This window comes from Stenotrophomonas sp. RS-48 (genome assembly GCF_030053245.1).
GTDB classification, from domain to species: Bacteria; Pseudomonadota; Gammaproteobacteria; order Xanthomonadales; family Xanthomonadaceae; genus Stenotrophomonas; species Stenotrophomonas maltophilia_P.
Window position 1 is genome coordinate 1 of the sequence record NZ_JASGBV010000090.1, and the last position, 20,677, is coordinate 20,677.

General features: G+C 68.3%; 21 protein-coding genes and 1 pseudogene. 7 read left to right on the top strand and 15 right to left on the bottom strand.

Features of this window, described 5'->3' with window-relative positions; all coding sequences use genetic code 11:
- The first annotated feature begins 124 nt into the window (after positions 1 to 124).
- Genes QMZ25_RS16080 through QMZ25_RS16095 form a run of 4 tightly spaced genes read left to right on the top strand, consistent with a single transcriptional unit; the run spans position 125 to position 2,852 of the window.
- The gene (locus tag QMZ25_RS16080) at positions 125 to 619 is read left to right on the top strand and encodes a TPM domain-containing protein (RefSeq protein WP_065182836.1); all 495 of its coding nucleotides are present in this window, start codon (positions 125 to 127) and stop codon (positions 617 to 619) included.
- Between the two features lie 60 nt (positions 620 to 679).
- The gene (gene lgt / locus QMZ25_RS16085) at positions 680 to 1,564 is read left to right on the top strand and encodes a prolipoprotein diacylglyceryl transferase (protein ID WP_065182837.1); all 885 of its coding nucleotides are present in this window, start codon (positions 680 to 682) and stop codon (positions 1,562 to 1,564) included.
- Positions 1,561 to 2,355 (top strand): thymidylate synthase, encoded by a 795-nt coding sequence (locus QMZ25_RS16090; protein WP_253119360.1) that lies wholly within the window; start codon positions 1,561 to 1,563, stop codon positions 2,353 to 2,355. Before lgt ends, QMZ25_RS16090 begins: the two co-directional genes overlap by 4 nt.
- 5 nt (positions 2,356 to 2,360) lie before the next feature.
- Positions 2,361 to 2,852, top strand: coding sequence for a dihydrofolate reductase (locus QMZ25_RS16095; RefSeq protein WP_277381419.1), 492 nt, complete (start codon positions 2,361 to 2,363; stop codon positions 2,850 to 2,852).
- Positions 2,853 to 2,898: 46 nt separating this feature from the next.
- On the opposite strand, the gene QMZ25_RS16100 is transcribed toward QMZ25_RS16095, so the two are convergent.
- From QMZ25_RS16100 to QMZ25_RS16140, 9 genes and pseudogenes are all read right to left on the bottom strand, one after another.
- Positions 2,899 to 3,921 carry a symmetrical bis(5'-nucleosyl)-tetraphosphatase gene (locus QMZ25_RS16100; protein ID WP_065176227.1) on the bottom strand — a complete coding sequence of 341 codons (1,023 nt, stop codon included), beginning with the start codon at positions 3,919 to 3,921 and terminating at the stop codon, positions 2,899 to 2,901.
- Positions 3,922 to 3,936: 15 nt separating this feature from the next.
- Positions 3,937 to 4,320, bottom strand: a complete 384-nt coding sequence (gene apaG, locus QMZ25_RS16105; RefSeq protein WP_053519676.1) for a Co2+/Mg2+ efflux protein ApaG — start codon at positions 4,318 to 4,320, stop codon at positions 3,937 to 3,939.
- A 13-nt stretch (positions 4,321 to 4,333) separates the two neighbouring features.
- Positions 4,334 to 5,137 (bottom strand): 16S rRNA (adenine(1518)-N(6)/adenine(1519)-N(6))-dimethyltransferase RsmA, encoded by an 804-nt coding sequence (gene rsmA, locus QMZ25_RS16110; RefSeq protein WP_065182841.1) that lies wholly within the window; start codon positions 5,135 to 5,137, stop codon positions 4,334 to 4,336.
- Positions 5,134 to 6,114, bottom strand: a complete 981-nt coding sequence (pdxA, locus tag QMZ25_RS16115) for a 4-hydroxythreonine-4-phosphate dehydrogenase PdxA (protein WP_253119352.1) — start codon at positions 6,112 to 6,114, stop codon at positions 5,134 to 5,136. The genes rsmA and pdxA overlap by 4 nt, the downstream gene beginning before the upstream one ends.
- A gap of 18 nt (positions 6,115 to 6,132) precedes the next feature.
- Positions 6,133 to 7,461, bottom strand: a pseudogene (locus QMZ25_RS16120) (peptidylprolyl isomerase); the annotation flags it as partial.
- Positions 7,458 to 9,914 (bottom strand): LPS-assembly protein LptD, encoded by a 2,457-nt coding sequence (lptD, locus tag QMZ25_RS16125; protein ID WP_080375337.1) that lies wholly within the window; start codon positions 9,912 to 9,914, stop codon positions 7,458 to 7,460. The gene lptD and the pseudogene QMZ25_RS16120, both read right to left, overlap by 4 nt.
- Positions 9,915 to 10,003: 89 nt before the next feature.
- Positions 10,004 to 10,942 carry a histone deacetylase family protein gene (locus QMZ25_RS16130; RefSeq protein ID WP_065176230.1) on the bottom strand — a complete coding sequence of 313 codons (939 nt, stop codon included), beginning with the start codon at positions 10,940 to 10,942 and terminating at the stop codon, positions 10,004 to 10,006.
- Positions 10,943 to 10,951: 9 nt separating this feature from the next.
- The gene (locus tag QMZ25_RS16135) at positions 10,952 to 11,506 is read right to left on the bottom strand and encodes a cob(I)yrinic acid a,c-diamide adenosyltransferase (protein WP_180875727.1); all 555 of its coding nucleotides are present in this window, start codon (positions 11,504 to 11,506) and stop codon (positions 10,952 to 10,954) included.
- Positions 11,507 to 11,514: 8 nt separating this feature from the next.
- Positions 11,515 to 12,099, bottom strand: coding sequence for a hypothetical protein (locus QMZ25_RS16140; protein WP_053519669.1), 585 nt, complete (start codon positions 12,097 to 12,099; stop codon positions 11,515 to 11,517).
- Positions 12,100 to 12,208: 109 nt separating this feature from the next.
- Here QMZ25_RS16140 and ubiH point away from each other — a divergent pair, with 109 nt between their 5' ends.
- The gene (gene ubiH / locus QMZ25_RS16145) at positions 12,209 to 13,417 is read left to right on the top strand and encodes a 2-octaprenyl-6-methoxyphenyl hydroxylase (RefSeq protein ID WP_197600878.1); all 1,209 of its coding nucleotides are present in this window, start codon (positions 12,209 to 12,211) and stop codon (positions 13,415 to 13,417) included.
- A complete protein-coding gene (locus QMZ25_RS16150; protein ID WP_283219940.1) occupies positions 13,414 to 14,595 on the top strand; it encodes a UbiH/UbiF family hydroxylase in 1,182 nt (393 codons plus the stop codon). Before ubiH ends, QMZ25_RS16150 begins: the two co-directional genes overlap by 4 nt.
- Before the next feature lie 224 nt (positions 14,596 to 14,819).
- Here the strand turns inward: QMZ25_RS16150 and QMZ25_RS16155 are convergent, their stop codons facing one another.
- The 6 genes from QMZ25_RS16155 to QMZ25_RS16180 form a co-directional block, all read right to left on the bottom strand.
- Positions 14,820 to 15,218 (bottom strand): hypothetical protein, encoded by a 399-nt coding sequence (locus QMZ25_RS16155; RefSeq protein WP_065182845.1) that lies wholly within the window; start codon positions 15,216 to 15,218, stop codon positions 14,820 to 14,822.
- Between the two features lie 71 nt (positions 15,219 to 15,289).
- Positions 15,290 to 16,357, bottom strand: coding sequence for a 23S rRNA (cytidine(2498)-2'-O)-methyltransferase RlmM (gene rlmM, locus QMZ25_RS16160; RefSeq protein WP_065176234.1), 1,068 nt, complete (start codon positions 16,355 to 16,357; stop codon positions 15,290 to 15,292).
- A complete protein-coding gene (locus tag QMZ25_RS16165; RefSeq protein WP_065176235.1) occupies positions 16,341 to 16,901 on the bottom strand; it encodes a nucleoside deaminase in 561 nt (186 codons plus the stop codon). The genes rlmM and QMZ25_RS16165 overlap by 17 nt, the downstream gene beginning before the upstream one ends.
- A gap of 94 nt (positions 16,902 to 16,995) precedes the next feature.
- Positions 16,996 to 17,718 (bottom strand): DUF6348 family protein, encoded by a 723-nt coding sequence (locus QMZ25_RS16170; protein WP_065182846.1) that lies wholly within the window; start codon positions 17,716 to 17,718, stop codon positions 16,996 to 16,998.
- A gap of 48 nt (positions 17,719 to 17,766) precedes the next feature.
- Positions 17,767 to 18,420: a hypothetical protein gene (locus tag QMZ25_RS16175; RefSeq protein WP_277381424.1), complete on the bottom strand. Its 654-nt coding sequence runs from the start codon at positions 18,418 to 18,420 to the stop codon at positions 17,767 to 17,769.
- Positions 18,421 to 18,463: 43 nt separating this feature from the next.
- Positions 18,464 to 20,212 carry a glutamine--tRNA ligase/YqeY domain fusion protein gene (locus QMZ25_RS16180; protein WP_065176238.1) on the bottom strand — a complete coding sequence of 583 codons (1,749 nt, stop codon included), beginning with the start codon at positions 20,210 to 20,212 and terminating at the stop codon, positions 18,464 to 18,466.
- A gap of 185 nt (positions 20,213 to 20,397) precedes the next feature.
- Between QMZ25_RS16180 and QMZ25_RS16185 the strand changes: the two genes are divergently transcribed.
- The gene (locus QMZ25_RS16185; protein ID WP_053519109.1) at positions 20,398 to 20,661 is read left to right on the top strand and encodes a DUF2007 domain-containing protein; all 264 of its coding nucleotides are present in this window, start codon (positions 20,398 to 20,400) and stop codon (positions 20,659 to 20,661) included.
- Positions 20,662 to 20,677: the final 16 nt, after the last annotated feature.

Genomic DNA, 20,677 nt, shown 5'->3' on the forward strand with positions numbered 1-20,677 from the left:
GCTGGGGCGGCGGCAGCTGGGGCGGTGGGGGCGGGTTCGGGGGCGGCGGTGGTTTCGGCGGCGGTGGCGGCTGGGGTGGCGGCGGTGGCCGTTCCGGCGGCGGTGGTGCTTCGGGAGGTTGGTGATGATCCGTCGTCTTTGCCGTCATCTGTTCTCGCCCTCGGTACGACGGGCGTTTCCCCCCGCGACGCTGCAGGCGATCACCGCGGCCATCGCTGCCGGTGAGCAGCGCCACGGCGGCCAGGTGATGTTCGCTGTCGAAGCCGATCTGCCGCTGCACGCGGTCTGGCGCGGAATCACGCCGCGCCAGGCGGCGGAGCAGGCGTTCGCCCACCTGCGCACCTGGGATACCCGGCACAACAACGGCGTACTGATCTACCTGCTGTTGGCCGACCATGCCATCGAGATCGTCGCCGACCGGGGCCTGAGCGACCGGGTCAGCGCGGCGCAGTGGCAGCGGGTGTGCACCCACCTGCGCGAAGGCCTGCGCGGCGCCAGTCCGGTGGATGCGCTGCGCGATGCGATCGACGAAGTGTCCAGCCTGGTGGAAGGGCACTTTCCGGCCTCGACGCGGTCGGAGGATGACGCGCTCCCGAATGCGCCGCAGATCCTGGGCTGAGCCCCGGTCCCGGGCCGGGTCGGGGCGCTAAAATACCCGTACTCCTGCCAGGCGTCTTCCATGATCTATTTCCACGACATCGACCCCATCGCCCTCTCGCTGGGGCCGATCAAGGTGCATTGGTACGGCATCATGTACCTGCTGGGTTTCACCGCCGCCTGGCTGCTCGGTCGTCGCCGGATCGCCGCCGGGCGCCTGCCCGGCGTCGATGCCAACGGATTCTCCGACCTGTTGTTCTACGCCATGCTGGGCGTCGTGCTGGGCGGGCGCATCGGTTACATGCTGTTCTACGCGCTGGGCGATTTCCTGCACAACCCGCTGCTGCTGTTCAAGGTGTGGGATGGCGGCATGAGCTTCCACGGCGGCCTGCTCGGCGTGCTGGGCGCCTGCTGGTGGTGGTCGCGCAAGCACAGGCTGCACTTCTTCGACACCATGGACTTCATGGCGCCGCTGGTGCCGCTGGGCCTGGGTTTTGGCCGCATCGGCAACTTCATCGGCGCAGAGCTGTGGGGCAAGTACACCGACGGCAGCTGGGGCGTGGTGTTTCCGTCCGGCCTGCCGGCGCCGCTGAACCAGCTTGACCACGCGACCCTGCAGGCGCAGTTCGCGACCGGCGCGCTGAACCAGTACGCACGCCACCCCTCGCAGCTGTATGAAGCCTTCCTCGAGGGGCTGGTGATGTTCGTGGTGCTGTGGGCGGTGTCGGCCAAGCCACGCCATCGCTATCTGGTGGGGGGGCTGTTCGCGCTGATGTACGGTGTCTTCCGCTTCGCGGTGGAATTCGTGCGCATGCCCGACAACGGCATCTACGTAGCGTTCGACTGGCTCACCCGCGGCCAGATCCTCAGCCTGCCGCTGATCGCGCTGGGCCTGGTGCTGCTGGCGATGTCGCGCCGCGCACCGGTACTGCAGCCGCAGCCGCTGGCGGTGGAGGGCAAGGCATGAAGGCCTACCTGGACCTGCTCTCGCACGTGCTGGAGCACGGGACGGAGAAGAGCGACCGCACCGGTACCGGCACCCGCAGCGTGTTCGGCTGGCAGATGCGCTTCGACCTCAACGAAGGTTTCCCGCTGGTCACCACCAAGAAACTGCACCTGCGCTCGATCATCCACGAGCTGCTGTGGTTCCTGAAAGGCGATACCAACATCGGCTACCTGAAGGACAACCAGGTAAGGATCTGGGACGAATGGGCCGACGGCAACGGTGATCTTGGCCCGGTGTACGGCAAGCAGTGGCGCAGCTGGGCCACCGCCGATGGTCGCGAGATCGACCAGATGCAGTGGCTGGTGGACGAGATCAGGCGCAATCCCGATTCGCGGCGGCTGGTGGTCAGCGCCTGGAACGTGGGCGAGCTCTCGCAGATGGCGCTGATGCCCTGCCACAACCTGTTCCAGTTCTACGTGGCCGATGGCAGGCTCAGTTGCCAGTTGTACCAGCGCAGCGGCGACATCTTCCTCGGCGTGCCGTTCAACATCGCCAGCTATGCGCTGCTGACCCATATGGTTGCGCAGGCGACCGGCCTGGGCGTCGGCGATTTCGTGCACACGCTGGGCGACGCGCACCTGTATTCGAACCATTTCGAGCAGGCCCGCGAGCAGCTCTCGCGCTCGCCGCGAGCGCTGCCGAAGCTGTGGTTGAACCCGGAGGTGACCGATCTGTTCGGCTTCCAGTTCGACGACATCCGCATCGACGGATACGATCCACATCCGGCGATCAAGGCGCCGGTGGCGGTGTGAGCGCGATGAAGCTTTCGATGGTCGTGGCGCTGGATCGCAACCGTGGCATTGGCCAGGGCAATGCCATGCCCTGGCACCTGCCGGATGACTTCAAGCACTTCAAGGCGCTCACCCTGGGCAAGCCGATCCTGATGGGGCGCAGGACGGCCGAGTCGATCGGCCGCGTTCTGCCGGGGCGGACCAACCTGGTGCTGACCCGCAGCGGCCAGGTGCCGTTCGAGGGCATGCGCGCGGTGGGCTCGCTGGACGAAGCGAAGGCGATCGCTGAAGGCGAGGGTGCCGGTGAGCTGTGTGTCATCGGAGGCGGCGAGATCTTCCGCCAGCTGCTGGACCAGGCCAGTGACCTGTACCTGACCTGGGTCGATGCCGAAGTGCCGGCCGACACCCATTTCCCGGAGGTGGACCCGCAGCTGTGGCGGGAAACAAGCAGTGAGCCGCATCCGGCCGACGAACGCCACGCCTACGCGTTCCGCTTCGTGCATTACGTGCGCCGCTGATCGCCGTGCACCTGTAGAGCCGAGCCATGCTCGGCTCCCTGAGGGCTCAGCCCTGCGGCGGCGTGCCGGTGCTGTTGCCGCCACCCGTACCGCCACCACCACCACCACCGCGCCGACGGCGGCGACGTGGGCCGCGGTTGCCCGGGTTGGCAGCGGTGTTTCCGCCGCCCTGTTCCTTGCCCTGTGCCGCAGCGGTAGACCGCTCGTGGGCCGGTCGCGCCGGCGGCCGGGCATTCGGAACCGGAGCAGGTACATCGCGGCCGGGCACCTGCACCACGCGCAGCTCATCGGTATCGAGCTGGATCGCGGTCAGCTTGCCGCCCCATACCGCGCCGGTGTCGATGGCGTGCACGCCCTGGGTGATGGTCAGGCCCAGCGCCGACCAGTGGCCGCATACGACCTTCAGGTCGCGCTCGACCCGGCCGGGCACTTCAAACCACGGATACAGTCCCTGTTCCTGCGTGCCCGGCGTGCCCTTGTCCTCGATGCCGATGCGTCCGCGCGGAGTGCAGTAGCGCATGCGGGTGAGCACGTTGATGATCGCCCGCGAACGGTCGTAGCCGGACAGGTTCGGTGCCCAGCTTGGCTTGTCGCCATACATGTTGCGGAACAGCTTGCGGTAGCCCGCACCGTGCAGTTGCACCTCGACTTCGGCCGCATGCTTTTCGGCCATCTGCGTGGTCCACTTCGGCGCGAGGCCGGCGTGCACCATCATCCAGCCCATCTCGCGGTCCACATGCACCAGCTTCTGCAGGCGCAGCCAGTCCAGAAGTTCGTCGCGGTCCTCGGCCTGCACGATGCGCAGCAGGTCCGGATTGACCTTGCGCTGCTCTTCCTCGGTGCGTGCACCGACCGCCAGCAGCGAAAGATCGTGATTGCCCAGTACGACCACGCTGTGCTCGCGCAGCGAATGCACCAGCCGCAGCGTTTCCAGGGATTGACCACCGCGGTTGACCAGGTCGCCGCAGAACCACAGGGTGTCCTGCGCGGGGTCGAAGCGGAGCTTCTCCAGCAGTCGCTGGGTCACGTCATAGCAGCCCTGCAGGTCGCCGATCGCCCACACACTCATCGTCCGGCCTCCGTGTCAGTGCAGGGTACGTGGGATGGCCAGCACGAACGGTGCGACCGGCGCGGCGAATTCGGTGCCGTCATCGGCGACCATGTCGTAGTGGCCCTGCATGGTCCCGTGATCGGTCGCCAGCATGACACCGGACGTGTAGTGGAAGTCTTCACCGGGACGCAGCCGCGGCTGCTCACCGATCACACCTTCGCCATCGACGTGCTCGACGCGGCCGTTGGCATCGGTGATGCGCCAGTGGCGCGCGACCAGCCGCGCGGCCACCCGGCCCTGGTTGTGGATGCGGATCGTATAGGCGAACGCATAGCGGCCGTCTTCCGGCACGGACTGGTCATCGAGGAATCGCGGTGCGACCTCGACGGAAATGGCGTAAACGTCAGCGTCTTCCATACCGGCAGTGTAATCAGGAGGCATTGGCCAAGGCGATGAATTCGGCCACGTCCAGCTGTTCGGCACGGGCATCGGGGCGCACGCCGGCAGCGGCGAACTGGTCGGCCGACACCACGTTGTTCAGTGCGTTGCGCAGGGTCTTGCGGCGCTGGCCGAAGGCGGCCTTGACCACTTCGGCGAAGCGGGCGTGGTCACGGATGCCGACCGTGGCCGGATCATGCGGCACCAGCCGCACCACGGCCGAATCGACCTTCGGCGGTGGCCGGAACGCACCCGGCGGCACCACGAACAGCGAGGTGACGGTGCAGTAGGCCTGCAGCATCACGCTGAGGCGGCCGTAGACCTTGCTGCCGGGGCCGGCTGCCATGCGGTCGACCACTTCCTTCTGCAGCATGAAGTGCATGTCGCGGACCACGGCGGCATGCTCGAGCGCATGGAACAGGATAGGCGAGGAGATGTTGTACGGCAGGTTGCCGACCAGACGGATCGGCTGTCCGGCCGCCAGTTCGGTGAAGTCCACGCGCAGCACGTCGCGGTGGACGATGGTCAGCTCGCCCAGCGGCTCGGCGGCGGCGGTCAGCGGCGCGATCAGGTCGCGGTCGAACTCGATCACCGTCAGTGCCGGATGCACGCGCAGCAGCGGCAGCGTGATCGCTCCCTGGCCGGGGCCGATCTCGACCAGGCGGTCACCGTCCTTGGGATTGACCGCCATCACGATCTTGTCGATGTAGTGGCGATCGGCCAGGAAATGCTGGCCAAGCTGCTTCTTGGCCGGGGCGGTGAATACCGGGCCGGAGGGGGAATGCGGGGAATTCATGCGCTCAGTGTACGTTGCCGCGCAAGCTGCGCACACAGCGTCGTTGCCGCCTGCAGGCTGGATGGATCGGCAATGCCGCGGCCGGCCAGGTCCAGCGCGGTACCGTGATCAACAGCGACGCGCGGGTAGGGCAGGCCCAGGGTCAGGTTCACGGCCTGCTCGAAGCCGGAGTACTTCAGCACCGGCAGGCCCTGGTCGTGGTACATGGCCAAGACCGTATCGAAACCTGCCAGCTTGCCTGGCAGGAACGCGGTGTCGGCCGGCAGCGGCCCGACCAGATCCATGCCTTCAGCGCGCAGGCGCTGCAGCAGCGGGATGACCAGATCCAGTTCCTCGCGGCCGAGGTGACCGTCTTCACCGGCGTGCGGGTTCAGGCCGAGCACGGCGATGCGCGGCGATGCCAGCCCGAACTCGCGGCGCAGCGCGGCGTGCACGGTGCGCAGGGTGTGCTCCAGGCCGGGTGCGGTGATCGCATCGGCGACCTCACGCAGCGGCAGGTGGGTGGTGGCCAGGGCCACGCGCACGATGTGATTGGCCAGCATCATCACCACCTTCACCCCGGCCTGGTCGGCCAGCAGTTCGGTGGTGCCGCTGTAGGCGATGCCGCCCTCGTTGATGACCGCCTTGTGCACCGGGCCGGTGACCACGCCGTGCAGTTCGCCCGACAGGCAGGCCTGGCCGGCGCCGAGCAGGGCGCCGATGACCGCGCCGGCATTGGCCGGATCGGCGTGGCCGAAGCGGCTCGGGACGGCATTGGCCACGACGCGCAGACGCAGGTCGCCCGGGAAGCGGGCTTCCGCTTCCTCGGGCAGCAGTTGCAGGGGCAGGTCCAGCGCGGCGGCGGCTGCGCGCAGGGTATCCGGGTCGGCGAAAGCCAGCAGCCGGCAATCATCGCGCGGCTGCTGGATCAGGCGGATGCACAGCTCCGGGCCGATCCCGGCGGGCTCGCCCGGTACCAGAGCGAGCTCGGGGCGCATCGGTCAGGACTGCGGCGGCGTCGCGGTGTTTTCCGCGCGGTCACCGCTGCGGAAGCTGACGTAGGCTTCGCCACGCAGCTCCTGCAGGAAACGGTTGTATTCGTCTTCCAGCTTGCGGCGGCCGATGGTTTCGCGGACCTGCGCACGCTGGTTGTCGTTGGTCACGTCGGTCTGGCGGGTCGCCACGCGCTGCACGATGTGCCAACCGGCGTCGGTGCGGAACGGCTGGCTGACACCGCCGTCCTGCACGCTCTGGACCTGCTGGCCGAAGGCCGGACCGAACGCATCGGCCGGGAACCAGCCCAGATCGCCGCCCTGGCCCTTGCTGTTGTTGTCCTCGGACGACTCTCTGGCCACCGTCTGGAAGTCGGCGCCGCCGGCAATGCGGGCACGCAGGGTGTCGATCTTGGCCTTGGCGGCCGCATCGGTCTGGTTGTCGTCCACGCGCACCAGGATGTGGCGGCCGTGGAACTCGGTGACGGTATGGGTGCCGGCGGCGGCGCTGGAATCGCGCACTTCCACCAGCTTCAGCAGCTGGAAGCCGCTCGGACCACGGATCGGGCCAACCACGTCACCGGCATTCATCTTTTCCATCAGCTGCGCGAACGCGGCCGGGATCTCGTCCATGCTGCGCCAGCCCAGGTCGCCGCCTTCCAGTGCATTGGGGCTGTCCGAGTAACGTACGGCGGCGGCATTGAAGTCCAGCTCACCCTTGTCCAGCAGGGCCTTCACGCCGTCGGCCTTCTTCTGGCCGGTGGCGATCTGCTCGGCATTGGCGCCGTCGGGCAGGGCGATCAGGATGTGCGCCAGGTGGTACTGGTTGCCGGCGGTGGCCTGCTGCTTCAACGCGGCATCGACTTCGCCCTCGCTGACGCTGATGCGGCTCTGCGCGAAGCTCTGGCGCAGGCGCTGCACGGTGATCTCGTCACGCACCGAGGCGCGGAAGTCGTTGAAATCGATGCCGTCACTTGCCAGGCGCTGGCGCAGCGCGTCCAGATTGGAACCATTCTGCTGGGCGATGGCATTCATCGCCTGGTTCAGCTCCTGGTCGCTGACGCGGATGCCGCTGCCCTGCGCACGGGCCACCTGCAGCTTGACCAGCACCAGGCGCTCGAGCACCTGCCGGCTGAGTACGTCATCCGGCGGCAGCTGGGCCTCGCGGCCGGCGTACTGCGCCTTGATGTTGGCGATGGCGCGCTGGAGTTCGCTCTGCAGGATCACGTCCTCATCGACGACAGCGGCGATGCGGTCCAGCGGCTGCGCCTCCTGGGCAAGTACCTGCAGGGGGGCGGACACGCTGGACACCGCCAGCAGCGAGGCGAGAAGAACGGGGAAGCGCTTGGTCATGGGATCAGATTCGGATCGTAGTCGTCCCGGGTCGTCCCGGTATTGCTGGGGGGCACGAGATAGAGGTCGTCGCGGTTGTAGCCGAGGATAGCACGGCGCAGGGTTCGGTCCGTGTCCTGGCCCAGGGAGCTGAGGCCCTTCAGCACGAACTCCAGCTGGATGGAATTGTTCAGCTCGCCCTCGCGGTTGCGCACGTAGCGGCGGGCCACCGCGCGCACGGCCAGGCAGCAGCTGTCCCACTGGACGCCACCGATGATTTCCAGCGGCTTCTTGTCTTCCAGCGAGTAGTAGTAGCGGCCGACCAGGCTCCAGCGGGGGTTCAGCGGGTACAGGAACGACAGGTCGGCCTGCTTCAGCAGGTCGGTGCCGTCCGGGTTGATGCGGTGGCGGTAGGTCAGGTTGACCACGCCATCGTTGGGCATCAGGTAACGGGCGCGGAAGCTGGCCAGGTCCTCACGCTTGTATTTGGGGTCCCACTGGTAGGTCGCGCTGAGGGTCCAGCGGTCGTTGACCATGTAGTTGGCATCGGCGATCCAGGCCGACTTGCCCTTTTCCACCGGCGGGCCACCCGGCACGGCGGTCACCCGCGATTCGTCGAAGTACTGGATCTGGCCGATGGCCGCCGAGAACCGCTCGCGGCCGGTGGTCTGGTCGATGAAGCGGGTGCCCAGCGCCATGGTCAGCTGGTTGGCGTCGTTCTGGCGGTCGGCGCCGGTATAGCGCGAGTCGCGGAACAGCTGGCCCCAGCTGAAGGTGAAGTCGCGGGTATCGAAGATCGGCAGCTCGTCCTGGTTGCGGTAGGGCGTGCGCAGGTAGAACAGGCGCGGTTCCAGGGTGTGCAGGAACGAGCGGCCGCCGATGGTGGTCTCGCGGTCGAAGAACAGGCCGGCATCGATGCTGCCGATCGGCAGGCTGCGGCTGGGCGAGGTGTTGCCGCGCAGCTGCTCGGGGGTAGCGGTGGCCGGATCAACGCCCTGCGAAACCAGCACATTGCGGCGGATGCTGTCGGCCAGCTGCCGGTCCAGGTCGTAGGCGGTGTAGCGGTAGGCCAGGGTCGGGGTCACGTACCAGGCCGCACCGCTGAACGGCAGCGACACATAGGGTTTCAGGTCCAGGCGTGCGCCGCCGTACATCCGCTGGGTCTGGCCGGTACGGGTGTACTCAAGGTCCGGTCCGGCCTCGGGGCCGTACTTGAAGTTGATGTCTTCATGGGTGAAGCGCACGGCTTCGGCGTACACGCCGGTTTCCAGCCACGACAGGACCGGCTTGTCCCAGTTGAAGTACAGGCGCGGCTGGCGGTTGTAGGCCAGCGCGCTCTCGTTGAGCGTGTAGTCGGTCAGCTGCCAGCGGTCGGCCATGATTCCGGCCGTCCAGTTCTGGCCGGTGCCGTACAGGCCAACGGTGCTCTGCAGGTTCGAGGCGGTCACGCCCACCAGGCGGTTGGCGAAGTCCTCGACGTAGCGCTCGTCGCTGACCCAGGCCAGGTTGGCACGTGCCTGCCAGTGGCTGTCCACGTTGTGGTAGCCGCTGAACATGACGCGGCCGCGATCGCGGTCGCGCAGCTTGTCGTTGGGGATGTAGGCGGTCAGCAGTTCGCCGCGGCCGCCGTTGTAGAGGTAGCGGAACTCGTTGTCGAGCATCAGGCCGCGCCGGCTCATGTAGCGCGGCATCAGCGTGTCGTCGTAGTTCGGTGCCAGGTTCAGGTAGATCGGCTGGGTGTAGTCGAACCCGTTGCGCCCGGACATGCCCAGCTGCGGGAACAGCAGGCCGGTCTTGCGCCGGTCGTCGATCGGGAACTTGAAGTACGGTGCCCACAGCACCGGCACCTTGCCGATGCGCAGCACGGCATTGCGCGCCGTGCCGAAGCCCTCGTCGTTGTCCACTTCGATCTGCGGCGCCGACAGCTTCCACACCGGCTGCGACGGGTCGCAGGTGGTGTAGGTGGAGCGGTGCATCTGCCCGACCGCGCCCTGCAGGTCGACCGATTCGGCGTCGCCGTTGCCACGGCGGGACACCAGCTGGTACTGGATGTCGGTGATCTTGTGGGTGTCGCTTTCCTGGTTGCCCTCGGCGCGCTTGGCGACCATCCGGATCGACGCGTCCTGGTAGCGGACATTGCCATCGGCGATGTAGTTGCCGGACTCGGTGTCGAAGCTGAGCTTGTCGGTGCCGACGAACTGGTCGCCGCGACGCAGGGCGACGTTGCCCTCGTACTGCGGCACCGTGGTGGTACCCAGCAGCTGATCGCCCTCGATATCGGTCGGCTGCTGCTCGCGCGCGGCGCTGGCGGCGGCCTTGTCCTGGCCCGGAACCGGGGTCGGGGCGTCGGTGAACGCGGGAATGACGTCGGTTGCCGGGCACAGGCCCCAGTTGAGCGGCTTATCATCGGCCATCGCCGGCAGGCAGACGGCGATGCTCAGAGGCAGGGGAAGCAGGCGGAGGGCTCGGCGCACGCGGTTCGGATTCGGGCGAAAACGGACGGTAGCTTGCCCCATCCCTTGCATAGGGGCAATGAAGGCGGCCCGGTCGCACCGGCTCGGGTTCATCCAGCCGGGGGGGACGCCGCCGGCGACATCAGGGCCTGCACGTGGGCCACGCTGCATTCGGCCAGGGCCTGCAGGTCGTAGCCGCCCTCCAGCATCGACACCACCCGGCCGGCCGCATGGCGACGCGCCAGCGCATGCAGTTCGCGGGTGATCCAGGCGAAATCCTCGGTCTCCAGCATCAGATCCGCCTGGGGGTCGCGCAGATGGGCGTCGAAGCCTGCCGAGATCAGCATCAGCTGCGGGCGGAAGTCGTCGATGGCCGGCAGCATCTCGTCGGCCCAGACATTGCGGAAGCGGAATCCGCCACTGCCCGGCGGCAGCAGGATGTTCATCAGATTGCCCGCGCCACGGTCACGGCGCAGGCCGGAGTTGGGGAACAGGCCGGCCTGGTGGGTGCTGTAATACGACACCCGTGCGTCGTGCTGGAAGATGTCCTGGGTGCCGTTGCCATGGTGGACGTCGAAGTCGACCACCGCGATCCGCTCCAGCCCGTGGCGGTCGCGCGCGTAGGCTGCGGCGATGGCGATGTTGTTGAGCAGGCAGAAGCCCATGGCCGTGCTGCTGGTGGCATGGTGACCCGGCGGGCGCACCGCGCAGAACGCCAGCGGGTCCGCGCCCAGCATCACCGCATCCACCGCGGCCACACCGGCACCGGCAGCATGCACCGCCGCGCTGGCCGAGCCGGGCGAGGTCCAGGTGTCCATGTCCAGCTGGCGCAGGGGCACGGTCTGCGGTTGCAGCACGAAGTCGAGCAGGGCGCTGTCGTGGACCCGGCTCAACTCGCCGAACTTGGCGGGTGGGGCCTCGCGCCAGTCCAGCTGGCCGGGGAATGCGCCGCGCAGGGCGTCGAGCACGCCCTGCAGCCGTTGCGGGCATTCGGGATGGCCCGGACCGGGATCGTGCAGCAGGCAGGACGGATGGGTGAAGACCAGCATCGTACGGACTCAGCCCTGCCGGTGCTGGGGCTGCCAGAGCGCCTCGCCCTGCCCATCGGCGCGGGCCAGCACCCGGGCCAGCACGAACAGCAGGTCCGACAGCCGGTTGAGATACTGCAGCGCTTCGCTGCGCACGTTCTCATGGCGGGACAGCGTCACCGTCTCGCGCTCGGCGCGGCGGACAATGGTCCGTGCCAGGTGGCAGCGTGCGGCGGCTTCGCCACCGGCGGGCAGGATGAACTCCTTCAGCATCGGCAGCGTGGTGTTGTAGTGGTCCAGCTGCTGTTCCAGCGCCGAGACATCGGCGGCATGGATCGCGGCATGGCCGGGGATGCACAGCTCGGCGCCCAGGTCGAACAGCTGGTGCTGCAGATGGACCACCAGCGCGCGTACGTCGTCCGGAAGCGGTGCGGCCAGCAGCAGGCCCAGCGCCGCGTTGGCTTCGTCGACGGTGCCGTAGGAGGCGACGCGGGCATCGTCCTTGGCTACGCGCTGGCCATCGCCCAGTCCGGTGCTGCCGTCGTCACCGGTGCGGGTGTAGATGCGCGAGAGGCGATGGCCCATGGCGCAGCTCAGTGCCGGATGTCGCGACGGGCCTGCTGGAGCTTGAGCACCTGCTCCACGGCCAGTTGCAGGGCGGCGGCCAGCGCCACGTAGATCGCCGTGGTCCGCAGGTAGGGGCCGAACCACTGTGCGTAGTTCTGCGCCCAGCCCGCCAGCGTCGGCTCGGCAACGTTGCGGGTGGTCCAGTAGAAGCCCCCCTGCGCAAGCAGGTGGCACAGCGCCACCGAGGCCACCAGCAGGAGCGCACCCTTGGCCAGCACCGGCCAGCGCGCGCCGCGGTAGTTGTGGCCCAGCAGCATGCCGCCGGCCCACAGCGAGAAGTACGCCGGCAGCAGCAGCCAGTAGCCGGGCGACACGCAGTAGTGCTGCCAGAAATCCAGCCCCGCGCTGCGGATCACGATCCAGTCGACCAGCACCGCAAACAGCATCAGCAGCGGAAAGGCCCAGCGCGTCCAGCGCGCCAGGTAGAAACCGCCGATGAAGAACACCGCCCAGGAGGCATCGGGGATCGCCGCGAAGTGGTTGACCCGGGTCGCCGCCAGCAACAGCACGAGCACGGACAGGACGAAGGCACGATTGGCGGTGTCGGACATGGCGGCGGGCCCGGAGCGGATTCAGCTTTCATTCTAGCCCGCCGCGCGGGTTGGCGCAGGCAGCGCCGCGTTCGGTGTACAGCCGGGGCGAGCGCGTATCATGAACGCCATGAGTGAACGACATGACGTGCTGATCGTCGGCGGCGGACTGGTGGGTGCCAGCCTCGCCATCGCCCTGGACCGCCTGGGCCGCGACGTGGGCCTGATCGAGGCCAGCCCTGCCGGTGGACTGCCGGCGGTGTTCGACCAGCGCAACCTCAGTTTCGCCGCGGCCACCGTCAACGCGCTGACCGCGCTGGGGGTGATGCAGAAGCTGGCGATGGCGCCGGGACCGATCCGTCGCATCCATGTCAGCCGCGCCGGTGACTTTGGCCGGGTGCAGCTCGATGCGGCCGATTACAACCGGCCGTGGTTCGGCCAGGTGGTGGTCGCACGTGACTTCGGTCATGCGCTTGAGGCACGCCTGCAGGAACTGCCGCGGCTGCGGCGTTACCGGCCGATGCGTTTCCTCGGCCTGGGCGGGGTGGTGGAGGGCTGTCGCCAGGTGCATGTGGCCGACGACGCCGGCGAGCGCACGCTGCTGGCACGGCTGGTGGTCGGTGCCGATGGCACGGCCAGTGCGGTGCGGGAGGCGCTGGCCATCGAGGTCGACCGCCACGATTTCCAGCAGACCCTGTTCGTGGCCCGCGTGCGCAGCCAGCGCGCGCCCGACGGCACGGCCTGGGAGCGCTTCACCGATACCGGCCCGACGGCCCTGCTGCCGCGTGGCGACCGCCATTTCGGCACGGTGCATGGGGTGGCGCGCGAAGACGCCGACGCGGTGATGGCGCTGGACGACGCAGCGTGGCTGCAGCGCCTGCAGCATGCCATCGGCTGGCGTGCCGGGCGTCTGCTGGAGTCGGGTCCGCGCAGTGCCTACCCGCTGATCCAGGTGCTGGCGCGCGCCCTGGCAGGCGAGCGCGCGGTGCTGCTCGGCAATGCCGCACAGACCATCCATCCGTTGGGCGCGCAAGGCTTCAACCTGGGCCTGCGCGATGCGCTGACCCTGGCCGAACTGCTGGAAGACGATGCAGGCGATGCCGGCAGTGATGCGCTGCTGCGTGCGTATGTGGCCCGTCGGGAAGAGGATCGCCAGCAGACGGTGGCGTTCTCCGGAGGACTGGCGCGCCTGACCAGCAATCCTGCGCCGTTGATGCGCCCGTTGCGCAGTCTCGGCCTGGTGGCCGCGCAGCGCGGTTCGGTGCAGTCGATGCTGGTCGGCGGGGCGATGGGTTTCCGTGGCGTCGTGCCGCGACTGTGCCGCGGAGAAGCCGCATGAACCGCCGCGCGCGCCTGGACGTGGTCATCGTGGGAGGCGGCGTGGTCGGTGCCGCGTGTGCACTGGCGCTGGCCGATGCGGGGCTGGCCGTCGCCCTGGTGGAGGGCCGTGAGCCCGCGCCCTGGCAGGCATCGCAGCCGGACCTGCGCGTGTTCGCCTTCGCGGCTGACAACGTGCAGCTGCTGGACCGTCTCGGCGTGTGGCCTGCGATCGTACAGGCGCGGGCCTGGCCGTATCGCCGCATGCAGGTATGGGATGCCGCGGGAGGCGAGGACCTGCTGTTCGACGCCGACCGCCTGGGGCGTCGCGAGCTGGGCTTCATCGTCGAGAACGGGCTGTTGCAGGATCGCCTGTGGGCGGCACTGCCGGCGGCCGGGGTGCAGCTGCATTGCCCGGCACGGGTGGAGGCGCTGGAGCAGGAGGAGGAAGGGGTGCGACTGCGCCTGGATGACGGACGCAGGCTGGAAGCGGCCCTCGCCGTGGCCGCCGATGGTGCCGAGTCGACGCTGCGCGAGCTGGCGGGCATCGACGTGGTGCGCCACGACTATCACCAACGTGGCGTGGTGGCCTACGTCGACAGCGAGCTGCCCAACCAGGCTACGGCCTGGCAGCGTTTCCTGCCGACCGGTCCGCTGGCGCTGCTGCCGGTGGCCGAGCGCCGCAGCTCGATCGTGTGGACCTTGCCTGACGAAGAGGCGGTGCGCGTGCTGGCGCTGGAGGATGAGGCATTCAATTGCGAACTGACCCGCGCCTTCGCCGCACGGCTGGGCGAACTGCGCCTGGTGTCGCCGCGCGCCGCGTTCCCGCTGCGCCGCCAGCTGGCCCGCCACTATGTGGCCGGCCGTGTGCTCGCACTCGGCGACGCCGCGCATGTGGTGCACCCCCTGGCCGGGCAGGGCGTGAACCTGGGGCTGCGGGATGTCGCTGCCCTGCGGCAATGGCTGGCGCCTTCAGCCGAGCGCCGTGGCCAGCCGCGCCTGTCGCCGCAGCGCCTGCAGCGCTGGGCCCGCGAGCGGCGCAGCGACAACCAGGTGGCCGCCTACAGTTTCGATGCGATCAACCGCCTGTTCTCCAACGACGAGATGCACCTGACCCTCGCCCGTGGCCGCGCGCTGGGCTGCGTCGGCAAGTGGCCGCCGCTGGTTCAGGCGTTCTGGAGGCGCGCCGCCGGCGTGTGACGACCCCGTTTGGCGGTTGATCCGCCGGTAGCGCCGGGCCATGCCCGGCGAGCGCGCAGCGCGGTTCATGGAATGCGCCGGGCATAGCCCGGCGCTACCAGCAGCGGATCAATCAATCAGCGCGCCGGCCAGGTCGGCACGATCCAGCGCGGCAGCGGGACGCCGTTCGGCGGATCATCAGGCCGGTAGCGCCGGGCCGTGCCCGGCGGGATCCGTGAACCGGATCAATCAATCAGCCAGCCGGCCAGGTCGGCACGATCCAGCTTGCCGCGGCGCTTGCTGTCCAGCGCGGTGAACTCATCGGCCAGTGCAGGATTGGCCTGGGCCTCCGCACGGCTGATGAAGCCATCACCGTCGGTATCCAGCGCGGCAAAGTGGATGCGGTACTGGCCGGTCACGCTGCTGGGTTCAACCGAGCGCACCGTGACCTGGGCCTCCCCTGCGGGCATCGGGATATCGACGCTGCCGGTGACCCGTCCGGCATTCAAGGGCTGCTGGCGGATGGCTCCGCCGGTCGGACCCAGCGGTTGGCTCTGCGCGGGTGTGGGCGGCAGCTGCTGCGCCAGCACGGGGGACGTGGCCAGCAGGGCAGCCAGCAGCACGGGCAAACGCGGACGGTACATGACGGACTCCTGGCAGGCGTTGACGGAAGCGTACCCGCGGCATCCTGTGCGGGCGATGACCCTGCCGCGCATCACCGCATCGGCGATGCCAGCACGGTGATCTCTTCGCGGTCGTGATAGAGCTGCTTGGCACGCACTTCCAGCGACGTGCCAGCCTGCTCCTGGAACAGGTCCAGGCACAGCCGGGTCTCGTCCCAGCGCTTCTTCATCGGCAGTTTCAGATTGAAGATGGCATGCCTGCACCAGCCTTCGCGGAACCAGGTGGCCATGCGTTCGGCAACGCGGCGCGGTTGCTCGACCATGTCGCACACCATCCAGTCCAGCGGCTGCTCCGGGTGCCAATGGAAGCCATCCGCGCGCAGGTGCTCGACCAGGCCGGTATCCAGTACGTGCTGGCGCAGGGGGCCGTTGTCGATGCTCAGCACCTGCATGTGCTGGCGGGTCAACACCCAGGTCCAGCCGCCCGGTGCCGCCCCCAGGTCGGCCGCGCGCATGCCGGGTTTCACCAGTGCCTCGCGTTCTTCCGGCGCCAGCAGCGTCAGCAGGGCTTCGTCCAGCTTCAGCGCCGAACGCGAGGGGGCCTCCGGCAGCAGTTTCAGGCGCGGAATGCCCAGTGCCCACGGTGCGCTGTCGGCGGGGTCGGCCACGCAGATGAAGGCGTGGGTGCCGTCCACGAACACCACGTGCAGGCGTGGCAGCCGTGCATTGGGCTTGTCGCTGAGCTTGCCGGCCTTGCGCAGCGCCGGGCGCAACGCGTTGCCGAACGCACGGGCGAGCCCGGACAGCGGCTTGCCGGCATCCGAATCCGGATGTTCGACCCACAGATCACCAAAGCGTGGCGCATCGGCCAGCACCTCCAGCATCGGCGTGATGCGATCGGCCGGATCCAGCTGCGGCAGTTCAGCCAGCACCACCAGCTTCTGCCGCGCGAAGATCAGGCCGCGCCACGGCAACCGCGGTGCCAACGCGGCCGCTTCGTCGCACATGAACAACACATAGCCGTCATTGCGCTGGGTACGTGCGTAGCCGGCGAACCCTGCCTCACCGGCGCGGAACTGCAGTTCGCCGGCCAGCTCCGGCTCGAAGCCCTGGCGGCACAGGCACAGCAGGCCGATGCCGGTTTCAGTAACGGGCGCCATCGCTTTCCCCATAGGCGCGCAGCACGCTGCGTGCGGCGTCGCGGTTCAGGCCCTGCACCACCTCGATGCCACGCTTGTTGAGCTCGCCCACCCAGTCGGCCGGCAGCGGGCCTTCGTCGAACGGGGTCAGTTCCTCTACATCGGCGGCACTGGCGCCGATCAGCAGGCGGTCGATGCCGGCCCACACCGTAGCGCCGTAACACTGGCAGCACGGCTGCGAGCTGGTGGCCAGGGTGACCGGCGACAGCACGGCATTCAGGCGCGGCGTCTGCAGGCGCTGCTGGGCCAGCATGTAGGCCATGTTCTCGGCATGTGCCAACGAGGTGGCATGCGGCATCACCCGGTTCACGCCGGCGGCGATCACCTTGTCGTCCGGACCGAACACCACGGCGCCGAACGGACCGCCGCTGGCGTGCTCGACGTTCTGGCGCGACAGCTCGATGGCCAGCGCGACCTTGGCCTCATCGCCCGGATATCGACGATCCAGGTCGATCTGGTCGTGGATCCAGGCGGGAAGGGTCAGGTGGACTTGCGCATACAGCATCGCGGGGGTGCCTCGTGTGGGATGGGAAAAGTGCGGTTGCTTGGGAAACCGGCGCGCAGTGTAGCCGCACCGGCCTGTACCGGGTGTGGGCGCGTCAGCCGGGTGAGCCGGTGCGGATCACCACGTACTGCTTGCGGAACTCCAGCCCGGCCTGCGGCCAACTGGCGGCATACGCGCGCAGCAATGGCAGGGCAGGGGCGAAGTCGTGGCCATTGACCCGACAATCGGCCTCGCACAGGCCATCGGCATCGCGCGAGGCGAACAGGCGGATGGCAAGGAACTGGCGCGCTTTCAGCAGCTCGTCGAAGGCGTCCATGCTCCTGGTGAACAGGCAGCAGGGGCAGGAACCGTGGTCGTCCTCACTGCATGTGGCGACCTCCACCTCCTGCGCGCGGTAGTGGGCCAGCGGCCCCAGCACGACGGTGCGCCCGTGTTCCTTGCCGTCATCACCTGCTGGATAGGTCAGGCCCATCATCGGCAGGCCCTGCGCGTCGTCGGCGCCCACTGCGGTCTGCAGGGTGGCCAGGTCCACCCGCACCCAGGCCTGGAAGCCGGACAGCAGCGAGGCCTGCTCATCGGCGCCGTTGGCGTGCTGGTACTCGAACAGGCCATCGGCGAACAGGGTGGGGTGCTGCGCCTCGATGACCGTGGAGGTCTGCCAGCCACCGTTGTCGCGCGCGTGTGCTGCCATCGCATGCGGGGTCAGGCGCAGGCCGCTGTCCAGCACCAGCGCGCCGCCGTCGACGCGACTGGCGATGCCAGCGTCCTGCAGGACCTGCTGCAGCAGCGGGAGGAGGGCGGTGGACGTCGTGGTCATGTCAGGCCTGTGGATGGATCGGGTGGAGCATCCAGGCCGGGCCGGGTGCTAGTGATCGAGTGCTTCGCGTTCTGCGCGATATCGCCGTGCGTCGGACTGCTGCTGCGGATCGTTGCCATGATCACGCAGCCAGGTATCCAGTTCGCGGCGATAGTCCGCGCGGAAATCGGCGTTGCCCGGGCTGAAGTGCAGCTTGCGTGCGGCTACCTCCACCCGCTCGCGCGCGCTGGCACGGGCCTGGGCGATGCCGTGCGGTGATTCGGTGGTGAGGATGACGAAGTTGCGCGGAAAGCCCGGCGTGTACTTCACCACGAACGGCTGGTCCTGAGCCGGGATGCGGATCGCGTTCTCCAGCGGCCACAGCGAAGCGGTGTTGGTGTGGAACACCACCTCCACGTCGCGACCTTCGGAAGTGCGCAACACCGCTTCGTAGCGCCAGATGTACTGTTCGTTGAGCGTGGAATTGGTTTCCTCGGCCTTCACGATCACCGCTTCACCGCGCTCGCCCACCGCGTTGAGGAAAGTGGCGTTGAGGAAGCTGCCGAGGAAGATGTTGAGCATCGCCAGCGGAAACACCACGATGGCGTAGACCGGTGAACGCCGCCACCACGAGACCAGCGCGGCCAGCCCCATTGCTGCAAAGAACGTCAGCAGCGGATGCTGCGAGATGAACCAGAGCAGGGCGGACAGGGCGGTGACCATCGTCGCGGGCGTGCGGGCGCCGTGCCGGCGCCCGCGCAGGTCCTCAGGCCGACCAGGTATCGCGCAGCGTCACGCTGCGGTTGAACACCGGCTTGGCTTCGGTGTGGTCGCGGCGGTCGGCAACGAAGTAGCCGGTGCGCTCGAACTGGAACGACTGCTCCGGCGCGGCGCTGGCCGCGGCCGGCTCGACATAGCCGGTGACGGTGCGGCGCGATTCCGGATTGAGGTAGTCGCGGTAGGTCCTGCCTTCCGACTCGTCGTCCGGGTTCGGCACCGAGAACAGCCGGTCGTACAGGCGGATCTCGGCCGGAACGCCGTGCACGGCGCTGACCCAGTGAATGGTGCCCTTGACCTTGCGGTTGGCCCCTTCCATGCCGGGGCGCGACTCCGGATCCAGCCAGCCGCGCAGCTCGGTGATGGTGCCGTCGGCATCCTTGATCACCTCATCGCAGCGGATGATGCCGGCACCACGCAGGCGCACTTCGCCGCCCGGCACCAAGCGCTTCCAGCCCTTCGGCGGTACTTCGGCGAAGTCCTCGCGGTCGATCCAGACCTCGCGCGCGAACGGCACCTGACGGCTGCCGAAGCTCTCGTCCTTCGGATGGTTGCTGAAGGTGAGCTGTTCTTCATGGCCTTCGGGCAGGTTGGTCAGCACCAGCTTGAGCGGGTCGACCACGGCCATGCGGCGCGGTGCGGCGCCGTCGAGGTCTTCGCGCAGCGCGCCTTCCAGCACGCTGAAGTCGATCAGCGAGTTCTGCTTGCTGATGCCCACGCGTTCGGCGAACAGGCGCATTGCCGCCGGGGTGTAGCCGCGGCGACGCAGTCCCTGCAGGGTCGGCATGCGCGGGTCCTCCCAGCCGTCCACCAGCTGCTCGGTGACCAGCGCCATCAGCTTGCGCTTGCTCATCACCGTGTAGTTGATGTTCAGGCGCGAGAATTCGATCTGGCGCGGCTTGGCGGCTTCGCGCGGCAGGCCGGCATCGACCAGCGGCTGGGTCAGTGCGTCGTCATGGGCGAAATCGACGTTGTCCACACACCAGTCGTAGAGCGGGCGATGGTCCTCGAATTCCAGGGTGCACAGCGAGTGGGTGATGCCCTCGATCGAATCGCCCAGCGCATGCGCGAAGTCGTACATCGGGTAGATCGGCCACGCATTGCCCGTGTTCTGGTGCTCGACATGCTTGATGCGGTACAGCGCCGGATCGCGCAGGTTGATGTTGCCGCTGGCCATGTCGATCTTCGCGCGCAGGGTGCGCGCACCGTCCGGGAATTCACCGGCACGCATGCGGCGGAACAGGTCGAGGTTCTCCTCGACACTGCGGTCGCGCCACGGCGAGGGACGGCCCGGCTCGGTCAGGGTGCCACGGTAGGCACGCACTTCCTCGGCCGACAGGTCACACACATAGGCCTTGCCCTGCTCGATCAGCTTCTCGGCGGCGAGATAGTAGGCCTGGAAGTAATCGGAGGCGTGGCGCAGTTCGTTCCACTCGAACCCCAGCCAACGGACATCATCCTGGATGGCGGCCACGTACTCCGGGTCTTCCTTGGCCGGATTGGTGTCGTCGAAGCGCAGGTTGCATACGCCGCTGAACTCGCCGGCAATGCCGAAGTTCAGGCAGATCGACTTGGCATGGCCGATGTGCAGGTAGCCGTTCGGCTCCGGCGGAAACCGGGTCTTGATCGCCTGGTGCTTTCCGCTGGCCAGGTCCTCGCGCACGATCTGGCGGATGAAATCGCGCTTTTCGTGGCTGTCGGCGGGGGTCTCGGGGCTGGCGGGGGTGTGCTCGGACATGAGGCTGGGCGAAAAAGGGCAGAAAGACCAACAGTCTAGCGCGTAAGGGGAAGGGCTGCCGGGGTTGCGCCCGCGCTACCGGGCGCAGGGGGGGCCAGGGGTAGCGCCGGGCCATGCCCGGCGAGCGCAGCGGCGGCATTCAGCCCCCGGGCGTATGCTGGAGGCCTCTCCCGTGGAGCCGCCCCATGCACATCGTGTACAAGGCCGACAATCTGTTCGACGCGCACCTGGTGAAGCACGCGCTGGAAGACGCCGGCATTCCTGCCTTCGTGTTCGGCGAGCAGCTGTTGGGGGGCATGGGCGAGCTGCCGCTGTTCGGTGTATTGAGGGTCGGCATCCCCGACGCCGCGCGGGCCGAGGCTGAAGGCATCGTCGCCGGCCTGGACTTGGGCCACGCCGCCGACGCCCCCATTTCCGATGCAGACGACATTGCCGGCCTTCCGGCATAGGAGCGCATCATGTTGG